This window comes from Peribacillus sp. AS_2, from assembly GCF_026891895.1.
Taxonomy (GTDB): domain Bacteria; phylum Bacillota; class Bacilli; order Bacillales; family DSM-1321; genus Peribacillus; species Peribacillus frigoritolerans.
In genome coordinates this window covers 217,209-230,775 of record NZ_JAPTGA010000010.1, presented here as the reverse complement: position 1 = coordinate 230,775, position 13,567 = coordinate 217,209, and the positions used below count along the sequence as shown (strand labels likewise).

Annotated in this window: 12 protein-coding genes; 1 reads left to right on the top strand and 11 read right to left on the bottom strand. The window is 40.2% G+C overall.

Translation table 11 applies throughout. From position 1 onward, the window contains the following. Nucleotides 1-74 precede the first annotated feature (74 nt). Complete coding sequence (locus OTG27_RS18810) at nucleotides 75-257, bottom strand: hypothetical protein (protein WP_063575347.1); 183 nt, start codon at nucleotides 255-257, stop codon at nucleotides 75-77. 123 nt (nucleotides 258-380) lie between these two features. On the opposite strand from OTG27_RS18810, the gene OTG27_RS26845 reads away from it, so the two are divergent. Further along, nucleotides 381-491: a hypothetical protein gene (locus OTG27_RS26845; RefSeq protein ID WP_483878189.1), complete on the top strand. Its 111-nt coding sequence runs from the start codon at nucleotides 381-383 to the stop codon at nucleotides 489-491. A gap of 21 nt (nucleotides 492-512) precedes the next feature. Here OTG27_RS26845 and OTG27_RS18800 read toward each other — a convergent pair whose 3' ends face one another. The 10 genes from OTG27_RS18800 to OTG27_RS18755 form a co-directional block, all read right to left on the bottom strand. Next, nucleotides 513-968 (bottom strand): DinB family protein, encoded by a 456-nt coding sequence (locus OTG27_RS18800; protein WP_063575346.1) that lies wholly within the window; start codon nucleotides 966-968, stop codon nucleotides 513-515. 1,122 nt (nucleotides 969-2,090) lie between these two features. Further along, entirely contained in the window at nucleotides 2,091-2,741 is a 651-nt protein-coding gene (locus OTG27_RS18795) for a DsbA family oxidoreductase (protein ID WP_098186289.1), read from the bottom strand. Nucleotides 2,742-2,990: 249 nt separating this feature from the next. Next, nucleotides 2,991-6,026, bottom strand: coding sequence for an efflux RND transporter permease subunit (locus tag OTG27_RS18790; RefSeq protein ID WP_268937737.1), 3,036 nt, complete (start codon nucleotides 6,024-6,026; stop codon nucleotides 2,991-2,993). A 545-nt stretch (nucleotides 6,027-6,571) separates the two neighbouring features. Next, nucleotides 6,572-7,270, bottom strand: coding sequence for a polysaccharide deacetylase family protein (locus tag OTG27_RS18785; RefSeq protein WP_268937736.1), 699 nt, complete (start codon nucleotides 7,268-7,270; stop codon nucleotides 6,572-6,574). A 101-nt stretch (nucleotides 7,271-7,371) separates the two neighbouring features. Then, nucleotides 7,372-7,818, bottom strand: coding sequence for an ASCH domain-containing protein (locus OTG27_RS18780; RefSeq protein WP_268937735.1), 447 nt, complete (start codon nucleotides 7,816-7,818; stop codon nucleotides 7,372-7,374). 111 nt (nucleotides 7,819-7,929) lie between these two features. Continuing rightward, a complete protein-coding gene (locus tag OTG27_RS18775) occupies nucleotides 7,930-8,250 on the bottom strand; it encodes a hypothetical protein (RefSeq protein WP_268937734.1) in 321 nt (106 codons plus the stop codon). A 123-nt stretch (nucleotides 8,251-8,373) separates the two neighbouring features. Beyond that, nucleotides 8,374-8,826 (bottom strand): GNAT family N-acetyltransferase, encoded by a 453-nt coding sequence (locus tag OTG27_RS18770; RefSeq protein WP_063575340.1) that lies wholly within the window; start codon nucleotides 8,824-8,826, stop codon nucleotides 8,374-8,376. Between the two features lie 174 nt (nucleotides 8,827-9,000). After that, nucleotides 9,001-10,536 carry a galactarate dehydratase gene (garD, locus tag OTG27_RS18765; RefSeq protein ID WP_191928657.1) on the bottom strand — a complete coding sequence of 512 codons (1,536 nt, stop codon included), beginning with the start codon at nucleotides 10,534-10,536 and terminating at the stop codon, nucleotides 9,001-9,003. A 143-nt stretch (nucleotides 10,537-10,679) separates the two neighbouring features. Continuing rightward, the gene (locus OTG27_RS18760; protein WP_187049943.1) at nucleotides 10,680-11,999 is read right to left on the bottom strand and encodes an MFS transporter; all 1,320 of its coding nucleotides are present in this window, start codon (nucleotides 11,997-11,999) and stop codon (nucleotides 10,680-10,682) included. A gap of 217 nt (nucleotides 12,000-12,216) precedes the next feature. After that, on the bottom strand, nucleotides 12,217-13,566 hold the full coding sequence (locus OTG27_RS18755; protein WP_268937733.1) for a glucarate dehydratase family protein: 1,350 nt from the start codon (nucleotides 13,564-13,566) through the stop codon (nucleotides 12,217-12,219). Nucleotide 13,567 lies beyond the last annotated feature (1 nt).

The following is a 13,567-nucleotide window of genomic DNA, read 5'->3' as shown; positions in this document are numbered from 1 at the left end:
CTGTAGACATACTCGATTTTCATCGAGTTTTGTCTACAGTCTGAAATCATCCCCTATAGGAGATGATTTTGTTTTTATTGATTTTCTGGCTGTTGTTGATTCTGCCCTGGCATCCCAGTCCCCATCCCCATCAAGTTGGTGGCAAGCGGCACCATATTTTTCATTTTCCCGCCTTTGCCGCTCAACATTTGATAAGTGGCTATACCTACTCCGACCGAAGCGACAACTGGTAAAATTTTATCCATGTTTGCCCTCATTTACATCACCTTATATTATATATTTTTGTTCATTTCCTGAACCCTTATATCTTGTTCAAACAATCCCAAAAAATTCAATTAGTTTATTACCAAAACAATTACTAATAAAAACATGTTAGTGATATTTGGGACGCCCAATGGGATATGGCGTTAACCTTGATCGGCTCTATCATCGCATTGTTCACATTGTCCAAACTTCAAGACAAGCTGTTGCGAAAAGTGAACAATTTTTAAAAAAAGAGTGACCTATATAGATCACTCTTTTTTTATTAGGATTTGATTGTTAATATGATGTTCCATATGTTCGAGATAGTCTTTTATTAACCACTCCATTGATTTTAGTTGATTATTTCCTATATCACAAAGATTAGATAATCTATCATTTGGTGTATTCGTTATTATATGAATGATTTGCTTATTTAAAGTACAAAAAAGGTTAACGATCTCATCCAATGGTCGCTCTTGGTAATTCTGGACTAATACCCATTGGTCTTGATTATATGGTTGTATAACATATGGCTGTACTTCGTACTGAATCTTGATGAACCTGTTCATATTGTTCAATGCAGAATCGCAAAGATGTCCTAAAATCTCTTTTTTGGACCATTTGTGTGGCATTGGTCGATGATTTAATTCTTTTTCTGTCATCCGGTTGAACTCTTCTGGTATAAAACCAATCCAATGATTGATTCCATCTATTACATTTTTCAATTTGCACTCCCCCTAAGTTTTGCCTAAAGGATTTTTATTCGGCAAACAACCGGATAATACCTCCTTCTTTTGTTGAGTATAATCAACATCGTTCAATAACAGAACCAAAAGAAAAAACCGAAATCAACAAAAGGATTTCGGCTCAGACTATAGACTTTTACATGCAGTTTTTGATTCCAGAAATCCGCCCCCTTTCCGCCGACTGTCTGCCAAGCCTCCTCGACGCAAGCGTCTCCGGGGTCTCGGCTAGCCAGTTTTTCGGCAGGAGTGTCGCATATTTCTTCCATCCATTAAGGATGACAGGAAAAAAATATGAAGGATAAACTTGTCTTAAACATAGTTGGAGTGAGTCCAGCCTACAGTTTCTTCTTAACAAACGTTCCAGTTGATTTCAGAAATCCGCTCCCTTTCCGCCGACTGCCTGCCAAGCCTCCTCGACGCAAGCGTCTCCGGGGTCTCGGCTAGCCAGTTTTTCGGCAGGAGTGTCGCATATTTCTTCCATCCATTAAGGATGACAGATAAAAAATATGAAGGATAACCTTGTCTTTAACAAAGTTGGAGTGAGTCCAGCCTACAGTTTCTTCTTAAACAAACGTTCCAGTTGCTTTCAGAAATCCGCTCCCTTTCCGCCGACTGTCTGCCAAGCCTCCTCGAAGCAGCGTTTCCGGGGTCTCGGCTAGCCAGTTTTTCGGCAGGAGTGTCGCATATTTCTTCCATCCATTAAGGATTACAGATAAAAAAATATGAAGGATAAACTAGTCTTAAATAGGGTTGGAATAAGACGAGCCAGCAGTTTTTTCTTTTAAAACACAAAGTTGATTGGAACGGAAGGTACGAGACTCCTGCGAAAAGCGTGGCAAGGGAGACCCCGCAGGCGCGCCGAGGAGGCTCCCTGACCGCCTGCGGAAAGCGAGTGCCTGAAGTGGAAATCTAAAGTTTACACCGCAGAAAAAACTGTGGACAAATTGATTTCTATCTTTTTGATCAACCCTTTTATAAAACAGTAAAAGAAAAGGTTTTATAAAAGGGGTTCTTCTGTAAGTATTCTAATCAAGCCCTATTTTAAGTAGCTTGAAATGACCTTACTGTTGTAAATTCTCATTCCCTGACAGTAAAACGTTTTTAGCAATTCCCCTTACCATCACATTGCAAGCCATCAAATTCATTCCGTTTATTTTTTGCTTCTTCCTTCTCAATGACTTGCGCTAGCCTTTCTTTGCTGGCTAGTCCTTGAATGACTTCATCACCAATAATAAACGTCGGGACAGCCCTGATATCTGCTTCTTCATAAGCATGTTTGAGTGCTTGCTGGTGCACTTCCCGATACTTTCGGGACACTAACGCTTCTCTAAAGGCATCTATAGGAAGCTCTACTTCACCCGCTAATTTTGTCAATACTTCAATATCTTCAATATTTTGTTCCTCTTGAAAAAACGCGGTAAATACTCTGTTGTGGAATTCGTTCCCTTTTCCGTGCTCCTTTGCAAAATGGCAGCCTTCGAATGCCAAATGTGTATATGGATGCGGGGAGACACGGGGTAAACGCATATCAACCCCTAGCTTTTTCGCAACAGGAAGAATGTAAGAGTCCCATGAATTCAGCTTATCGGGTTCCTTCCATGGATCAATTTTCGTATATGGACTCGGACGCAATTCAAATGGCATCCATTCCACTTCTACATCCTTTTCCTTCACGATTTCGTCCAAAGGCCCTTTACCTAAAAAACAAAAAGGACAAATAAAATCAGAATATGCTTTAATTTTCACTGTCATCATATATTCCCTCACTTTTCAATATCAGTTAAACTTGTAACCGAAATAGTTACAATTCAGAGCAAAAAAAATCAATATAATTACATGGCATTCAGTAACTGTACAGTCGATTGCTTCCTGCGATTGTTTACCACCTGCTGTAATCATTTTAGTTACAGGGCAGAGGGAAGTCAACCATTATTTTTTAAAGAAAAAAAAGTTTGTAAAGAAAATGTCGCTTTCTCTACAAACTTTTTTATTAAAACTTCCTTACATCTCGAGTTGTTCGTTAACGGGTTCTCTCTTTTTCCTTCTCTGTTTTTTCGATTTTTTATAGTACAGCAATTCGTATATACATGGAATGACGATCAGTGTGAGCAGTGTGGAAACAGCTAGCCCGCCAATGACAACGATTGCCAAGCTTTGTGAAACCAAGCTTCCTGTTTCCGCCTTTTTATATAAAAGCGGCAGCATGGCACAAATCGTTGCTACAGCCGTCATTATGATTGGACGGAATCTTGTGGCTGTCGCTTCGACGATCGCATCACGGATGATCATTTTTTCTTCGTTTTGTTTGACTCGATCCAGAAGCACAATCGCGTTTGTCACAACAATTCCTATTAACATGAGAGCACCGAGCAGTGCTGTAATATCAACTGGAATTCGACTGATGACCAATCCTAATACCGCTCCAATGGCAGCGAATGGCAAGGAAAATAGAATCGCAATCGGTGCTTTGATCGATTTAAAGGTTATAACCATGATTAAAAAGACAATGCCGATCGATATTAACATCGTAAGGAATAAATCGGAAAAGTCATCTGTCTGCTGAGCACTGGCTCCGCCGACTAAAATCTCTACATCATCCGGAATATCAAGGCCTTTGTTCTCTTTATCTCCAAATATCTCGAGATTTATTTTGCTTGCAATATCGGACAGCTTAGCCGGATCGACCGTTGCCGTTAATTGGAGATATGTTTCTCCATCTTTATGGAACTGCGTTGTTGCGCTCTCTTCGCTCTTTAAAGAAGCAACTTTTGACACTGGGGCTAGACCCCCGTCTGTCATGATCGGAATGCTTTTTAAATCCTCTGGTTTTTTAGGATCCAAGATTGGTTCAAGGACGACAGGAGTTTGCTTATCCTGTAAAGTTATATGGCCGATAGGCGTTTTATTAAGCATGATACCCAATTGTTGGCCGATTTGTTCTGTATTGCCTTTAGCCGGATCTACCGTGAATGAATAAATGGTTTTCTTTTCATCCTGGTTCGTTGTAACCTCTTCGATTCCTTTAATGTCCTGAATTCTTTCTTTGACATTATTGGCCGTACGTTCCAAATCTTCTGCATTACTGCCGATCACATCTATCGTAATGTTCGTCTTTGATGCTCCCATCATAAAGGAAGAGGCTTGGGCCGTAAGCTTCGCATCAGGATAGTTTTCTTGTTCCTTTTCCATTTTTCTCAAGATTGCATCTACATTAGCTTTATCCTTTACCAGGATGCCGAAAATCGCTTCAGTAGGTGATGCGACTTCGCCATATTGTGCTGTCTCGGGAGAGTTTCCTAATTGCATGAAAATATTATCCACTTCATTCATACCCTGCATCGTTTCTTCGAGTTCAATCGCTTTTTCCTTTACTTTCTCATAGGGCTGATCATTTGGATAAGTTAATGTCACGGAGACATAGTCTGCTGAAGAATTATCAATCGCCCCTTTTGGCATGGCAAAATATGTACCAATGGAACCGACAAACAACAGCATCGCGACAATCAGGACAACCCATTTATGGTTTAGTGACCAAGTAACCAGCTTCGTAAAACGCTTGGCCGGTCGATGTTTTGGCAACTCCGTCCTTTTCAGCAATCCTGCGCTCATTAACGGAACAACCGTCAATGCCACAATTAATGAAGCCAGCAAAGAATAAGTGACAGTCAATGCAAAAGGAAGAAGAAACTCCTGAAGCCCTCCATTCAATAAAGCAACCGGCAAGAAAACGGCTACAGTCGTAAGAGTTGAAGCTGTGATTGCCACTCCCACCTCTTTCGTTGCACCCATCACCAATTCGACTGAAATCTTCTCCTGCTGCATTTTCCGGAAAATGTTTTCAATAACGACAATACTATCGTCCACCAAGCGCCCGATCGCTACAGCGACACCGCCCAGCGTCAAAATATTCAGCGTCACTCCCGACAATGACAGCAAAAATAACGTAAAGCCAAGAGATAGCGGTATGGATACGATTGTAATGAATGTAGATCGTATATTCCGTAAAAAGACCATGATTACAATCGTAGCGAATAGCGCACCCAGCAGAACTTCTTTTACCATCGTCTGAACGGACGTCTCCACCATATCAGCTGTAGATAAATAAATGGTCGATTTCTGGTCACTATACTTTTCATTAATTTCTTTCGCTACTTTTTCAACCTCTTTACTGATTGTGACAGCATTTGATTGACTGTCCTTGATAATGCTTAAATCAATGCTTTCCTTTCCATTAAAACGACTGATGAGGTTGCCATCATTCGCTTCTTCAACTTTTGCTATCTGTCCAAGTGCGACATTAGGAGTTACCTTCAGCGCTTCTAATTTTTCAATACTTGTTAAATCACCGATCACCTTGATGTTACTTGCCTTCCCATCAATCACTCTTTCGCCTACGGCCAGAGCTGCATTCTGACCGTTAAGGACGCTCATGACATCTTGAATGGAGACTTTCTTTTTAGCCAATTCTTCATTATCCACTTTGACTGAAAGAATGGATTGCGAAACCCCGAATGTCTGTACATCCGAAACCCCTTTAATATCTTTATACAAAGGCTCCAATTCTTTCTTGGCAAAGTCTATATTTTCAGCTGTTAACCCATCCTTAAAAGTAACTGATACAAATGAAATGGGAATCATTGACGTATTTAACTGTGTAACAGTAGGCTTTGCCATGCTTTGAGGCAATGCCACACTGCCTAAAGCTTCCTGAACATCCAGTTTCGCTTGTTTCATATCCGATCCGGCTTCAAAGAATAGATCTACTTTAGAAAAACCATCTCCAGTGGTGGAGTATATGGAACTCTTTCCTTTAACGCCCGTAACTGCCCTTTCAATCGGATCTGTAACTTGTGCTTCCATCGTTTTCGAATCGGTGCCCTGCCCCATTGTGATAATCGTAACTTGTGGATTATCGGCAGATGGTAAAAACTCCATCGGCAGTTTAAAATAACTGACAACTCCTATCATCAAAATAAATATGGTTACCAATGAAACGGCAGCCTTGTTCTTAAACGACCACTTAGTAAAAAACTCCACGCACTAATCACCCCTGAATAAAATTTAGAAGAAAATAATTCCATTTCAAATATTACCATAAATTACTAATGTTGGAGTGTTAATTTTTTATTGATTTTTATATTTTTTTATGTCCCTTGATGTGAAGAACTTTTTCCATAAAAAAAAGGCTGCGCAGCAGCCTCAAAGAAACAGACTCGATTATTTATACCCTCTGATAAAAAGCATAACGATAGCCAAAACCATTATCCCGATAAGTAATAACGGGCCTATGCCCGAGCTATACACGAAGTATACCGTGATGTGGCGAAAAAAGAGCACCACAAGAAATAGGAATAACAGGAAACACAAAATCATGATCAGAGCGGTGTTTTTATTCCGATACAAGTAACCAGCCCCATTTTAATAGCTTTATTTCCACTAAGGAAAAATTCATGCGAATTCAAGCCCTAACAACAACCTTCCGTTAAGAAACAATATGCAGCCCATGTTTTGTACTATTCTATATCAAATAAAAAAGGGCTGCCGCAGCAACCCGATTCTTCGAAAATCCTCTGGACCAAAAACTACATTTCCTGAAGTTCATTGACCGTCACAAACGTATACCCTTCGTTCGTTAACTCTCGTAGGATCCCTTCAATCGCTTGCAGCTCTTTACCCGTATCATCATACATCGGATGCATCAGGATGATTGAACCTGGTTTTATATTTCCCTTCACATACTTCACTTTGTCAGAAGCGGTAGTGTAATAGCTATCTGGTTCCAGATCCCAGGTAATGGTCTCTCTATCATTTTTATTTAAATAATAAGGAAAACCTATGACTTTTTTCCCGTTTGGAGGCCGTACATCAATTTCACCCTTATATCCGGCGTTCTGAATCAATTTATCCGTTTTCTCGATTTCCTCCTTTATATAAGAAGGCGATTTGAACACCATCCGCCTGTGCGAATACGTATGATTCCCAATCTGATGTCCCGCTTCCGCTATTTTCCCAGCTTCCTCCGGGTACTTTTCGATTTCGTTACCGATCAGGAAGAATGTAGCTTTCACATCGTATTTATCCAGCAACGGCAGGATTTCATTTACATTCTTCGATGGGCCATCATCAAAAGTCAAAGCGACCACTTTTTCATTCGTGTCGACATTATCCGTTAATCCACCGAACACCTGATAAGTTCTCGAATTCATTAATTTATACGTACCAAGCAACAGCAGGAAAACAACCAGGATTCCCAAGCCAATGAATATCAGTTTCTTTTTCATGCAAATACCTATCTTTCTATAAGTTTTTTAATCCAATGAACTATTATAGCAAATCATTGAACAAAAACACTTATTGCTCTATCCGACCGAGCCGTCCACACTCACTTTACATGTATCAACTCAAAACGCTCACACACCAGCAGCATATCTTCTTTAAAGGTGTGGCCGATTTTGTCCAGTTCTTCTTTAAAAAATTTCTCATGAGCATCCCACCAGTAAGTATAGGTACGATCTCCTTCCCCTTCTGCAATCGCAAACTCTTCACTCACTTCATTCATGGGCAATACTTCGACTTTCACTGTTTGTATGATGGCTAAGGGCAAATCCTCACTGCTTAAGATAATGCTGTAATCACCCACGGATGGTAGTGGTTCATTTTCCTCTCCGTAAAAAACATGCCCAGAGCATGTAGCCGTTTTTATCCCCTCCATCACTAACTGAGCCAAATGATCGGGATCTGCCCCGAATTGCCATGCACTGACAGACTGGGGTTTTTCATCTTTCCCTTGCCAATATTCATTCCAATATAATTCCGCTTTGACATTCATTCTATGATTCTCCATTCTGTTTTGCAGCTCCGCTGAGCATCACGAAAGGTTAAATTGGTTCAACTCCAACCAATCTTCAAGCAAAACTCAGTAACTCTACCAATGCAACTGCTAATATGATCTGCGTGGCCATTCTATTTCACCCGTTAACAACAAAGTGATGATGATTACCCAAAATATAAAGAAGGAGGAGGAGAAAACCAATGAGATGATGGAAATCATGTTTTTCTCCGTTTTCTTCAAAATTCCCATGACAGAGAGGACGATGCCGGCAGCCGTAAGGAAATATGTGATATAACCACCAGTCAAGTTTCCGATATTTCCTATTCTGATAGGTGTAATAAAAACAGTAAAAAAGCAAATGATTCCAATAATGAATGAAGTAAAACTAATTACACCGTACCTCTTCTGAATACAAGCTTCGTTTTCCATCGAGCTCACCCCTTTCATCAGTTTTTAAAGCCTATATACATCTATTAATATCTCACGCATAATTTTAACATATAATTCCAGAAGAATTGTTGTGCACAAAAAATGGGGACAAAAGACCGTGAATTAAAGCTTCATTTTCATGCCTTCATGAGTGGCTTTGAATCCTAACCGTTCATAAAATCGCAGCGCTTCTTCCCGCTTTTTATCAGTCGTGAGCTGAATGATATGGCAGCCCCGCTTCTTTGCACGGTCAATCGCATATTGAATCAACTTGCTTCCAATGCCTTTCCCCCGTTCAGTAGATGCCGTCCGAACTCCTTCGATCGTAGCTCTCCAGCCGCCTTGATGGGTAATATAAGGTGTGAACGTGATTTGCTGCACTCCAACGATTTCCTCACCAAGGCATGCAACGATCAATTCATTATTTTCATCTGCATCAATGGATTCAAATGCTTTTAGATAGCTTTCAGGAAGCGGATTTTCATATCGCTCCCTCTCCCTCCCCAATGCATCATCCGCAAGCATCCGTACGATTTCACTTAAGTCTTTTGCCGTCGCTTTCCTGAATGTGACCATGGTATCCCTCCTCATAATGTACTTCCGTATCACCTTGATGTAAATCATTCCTTCATTAATAACTTCTGCCAATAGTTCGGCGGTCCTCTTTTCTGGAGGAAAAATAATGCAACTGTAAAAATTGGCATCAAAAAAGGACCCCCTATAAAAGGAAGTCCTTCAATTCATTCACTATTAGGTAATTGGCGCAGGATTGAAAAGTGCCAAATCATTATGCAAGCCCCAATGTTCTGCCCAGGTTTTCTTTTTACCGCTGGCCACTTCCAGAATAAGGTGAAATATTTCCCACCCGACTTCCTCTATGGTTGCTTCACCAGTAGCGATCGTTCCAGCATTTATATCGATCAGATCTTTCCATTGCTCGGTCAATGTATTTCGTGTAGATACTTTGATGACGGAAGCCATTGCGAGATTATAAGGTGTGCCTCTTCCAGTTGAAAAAACTTGAAGGTGCATGCCGGAAGCTAGCTGAAGCGTTCCGCAAACAAAGTCACTAGCTGGTGTAGCAGCAAAAATAAGCCCTTTTTCCGTTGCCTTTTCACCTGGAGCCAGTACGCCTGAAATGGGGCTGCCTCCGGATTTGGCAATGGAACCTAATGATTTTTCCACTACATTGGCCAACCCACCCTTTTTGTTTCCTGGCGACGGATTGGCACTTCGGTCGGCATCACCTAAAGCAAGGTAGTTATCATACCAATCCATTTCCTTTATTAAAGCTCTCCCCACTTCTTCATTCACTGCACGAGGCGTTAATAGATGAATCGCATCCCGTACTTCTGTGACTTCAGAAAATAGAACGGTTGCCCCTGCCCTGACCAACAGATCTGTGGCATATCCTACGGCAGGGTTAGCTGTGACACCAGAGAATGCATCACTTCCTCCGCACTGGGTGCCGATGACTAATTCGGAAACCGGAAATGTCTCGCGCTCCCGGCGGTTCAACTTGATTAAACGTTCCTCGGCCATTTCCATAATGGATTGGACCATTCCCGCAAATCCCTGCTGATCCTGAAGCGATATGATATCTGAATCGTCCCCGCTTGGGTTTATTCTCATTGGAGACAGTTTTTCACACCCCAATCCAACTACCAAGGCTTCCCCGCCGAAATTCGGGTGTTTCGCAAGGTTCTGTATCGTGCGAATGGGAATGACCGCTTCCGGTGCATTGATAGCGACTCCGCATCCATAGTTGTGATTTATGGCGAAAACATCATCAACATTGGGATACTTCGGGAGTAGCTCTTTTTTTATCCGGTTCACGACGAAATCCAGCACGCCCACTACACATTGGACGCTTGTTGTAATGCCCAATATATTCTTGGTTCCAACGCTGCCATCTTCATTTCGGAACCCTTGGAATGTATACCCTTCAAGCGGGGGTAAAGTTTTCGGAATATCATTTGCTACCGGCAATTCCTTTAAATCCGGAGAAGACGGAAGTATCACCAGTGATTCGTCAATCCAACATCCCTTACTGATTGATTTAGCCGCATAACCGATAACTTCCCCATAGCGTATGATGGCTTCATTTTCGACTATGTCCATTAAAGCCACTTTGTGGCCTTGTGGCACTCTTTCTTTCAATTCAAGCCCACAAGGGAATACGGTTCCTTGATCCAAGCCTCCCGTATTAACCACGATGGCGACATTGTCGATCCCATTCACCTTAATATAAAGCGGTACCTCCGTCAGTTGCGTTTTCGTATCCACTTTATCAACCCTTTCAATATAATTAAGCTAGCATACTTGTCTGATATAAAGATTGCTTTTCCAATGGCTTCAATTATATTCCTCATGCTTTTAGGGAACTTCGTTACAACTTTAAACATAAGTATTTTATTTTCTTTCTACTGTTAATTTTTATCTATTAATACGATTCTTTCAGGTTTATTTACTATGAAAATGTAGGATAGAGCTCCTGCGAACAATACAACGGCAACAAAGATTAAGGCACCACTAAAGGAATTTGTTTTGGCTAAAATAAATCCGATGACAAGTGGTGTTACAATACCTGCGATATTCCCAATGGTATTAAAAATACCCCCAGTTAAACCAATAAGTTCTTTTGGTGCCATATCACCGACAAGGGACCATGTAAGACCTGCCAAACCTTTTGCGAAAAAGGCAATGGACATGATTAGGATAAGAAGAAAAATATTTGAAGTATAGTTAGCTAATACGATTGTACTAGATAAAAGAAACCCAGTGATAATCGGTGTTTTACGTGCAACAGCGAGCGATTTCCCCTTTTTCAATAATATGTCAGAAATGATACCGCCAACGATACCTCCAAAAAATGCTCCTATATAAGGTACCGAAGCAGCAAATCCTGTTTGAATTAGAGATAAACCCTTCTCCGTTACGAGATATGTAGGGAACCAAGTTAAGAAAAACCAAACAATTGTATTCAACGCATACTGACCAATATAAATTCCGACCATTTGTCTGTTTGTCAACAAAAGCCGGATATCAGACCAGTTCACTTTTCTTTTTTCTTCTTTATTCGCTAACCCTCCACCTGAATTAATATAATCGATTTCTGCTTGATTTACACGTGGATGGTTGTATGGTTCACGTACAAATGCAAACCATAATATTGCTACAAAAACTCCTGCTCCTCCTGCAACAAAGAAAACATCGTGCCAGCCAAACTCTTGTAAAATCCATGCCATGACCGGTGTGAAAAGTGCTAATCCAAAATATTGTGCAGAGTTATAAATCGATACTGCCCGTCCACGTTCATGTTGTGGAAACCACATCGTTGTCAATCTGCTATTTCCTGGAAAAGATGGAGCTTCAGTAATACCAACCAAGAATCTTAAAATGAATAGTCCAAGTAAGGTGCTAATAAATCCTTGAAAAAAGGTAAATGTGGACCATAATAATAAAGCAACACCATAAACTTTACGTGCTCCAAATCTATCTAGTAACCAACCTCCTGGAATGTTAAATGCGGTATAAGCCCAGTTAAACGCTGAAAAAGCAACTCCCAATTTCACTGCATCGAAAGCAAGGTCTTCTTTCATTACTGGAGCAGCTATACCCAACGCAGAACGGTCAATATAATTAATAACGGTCACGATAAATAACATTGCAAGTATGGTAAAACGCACATTGGTTTTTTTAGGATGTTCATTCTCATTGCGGATGCGTTGAGCAACGCTACTGTTCATTAAGCTTCCTCCTTTATCTCTATTTTTCAGAGAAATACGGTTTCAATTCAATACCTTATTTTTTCTCATTGAATTGTGAATTTAATAAAGTAAGGGCTTACAATTAATGTTTTTTAAGCAACTACCATGAGTAGAATGTTAATATGTTCATCTTTAATAGATTGAGATATTCATTCTTTTACTCATGGTAATTACCCATTCATTTAAATCGAAAAGTTTATCTCACCAGACATGGCTTTTTAGAGTTATATTTCCACTCTTTAATTAGATATTGCATAGAAGTTGAATCATCACGATCATGATAAGGCAGACTTCTATACAATTCATTTGCTTTCATAACTTTATCCATATTTATTTCCACACCTAAACCTGGTTTATCAGGCAGTTTAATCATTCCATCTATAATTTGTAATGGATCATCACATAATTCTTGGCCATCTTGCCAAATATAGTGTGTATCGATTGGTGAAATATTCCCTGGCGCAGCAGCTGCTACTTGTGTAAATGCTGCTAATGTAATATCAAAGTGATTATTGGAATGCGACCCCCATGTTAAGCCCCAATCGTTTAATACATGTGCCATACGGATACTACCATTCAATGTCCAGAAATGAGGGTCAGCTAACACAATATCGACCGCTCTAAGTGTTGCTGCATGATGAAATTGACGCCAATTTGTAGCAATCATATTTGTAGCAACAGGTAATCCGGTTGCAATCTTAAATTCAGCCATTATTTCACGGCTAGAGAATCCCGCTTCAGGACCACACGGATCTTCAATATATGCAAGTATATCTCCTTTACCTTTGCAAAGCATAATGGCTTCTTCTAATGACCATGCTCCATTTGGATCAAGATTAATTCTTGAATCAGGGAATGCTTCATGTAAAGCTTGAATCGCTTCCATTTCTTCTTCCCCTCGAAGTACTCCACCTTTTAATTTGAAACTCTTAAATCCATAACGAGCTTCAGCTGCTTTTGCTTGAGCTACAATTCCTTCAGCTGTTAACGTTTCAATTCGTCTAACACGATCCCAATCATCCTTAAATCGTGTTTCACGTAAATAATTAAGATCGAGTTTTTCCATATCTGCGATATAGAATAAATAGCCTAAGAAAGGAACTTCTGTACGTTGAATACCTCCATCGGCGAGCAATGCTGCAATTGGTTTATTAACAAATTTACCAAGCAAGTCCATCATGGCGCATTCAACAGCTGCTTCTGCTTGAACAACAAATTTTAAATTGGCTAAATTTAATCCTTGTAACCCTTCACCAGAGTCACCTTTAATACTCATACCACCTTTACGTATTGCAGTAATACAACTTCTATAATCGGCAATCTCTTGTCCTACTACAAATGGACGATAACTTTCTATCATTCTAGTAATATCATCGCCGCCATGAATCTCACCGATACCTGTATTCCCCGTTTCATCTTCTAAAATAACAATATTACGAGTAAAGTAAGGAGCATGACAGCCACTTAATGTGAGCAGGGCACTATCATACCCTGCTACTGGAATAACCTTCATATCTGTAATAATTGGCGATCCCTGCGATTTCATT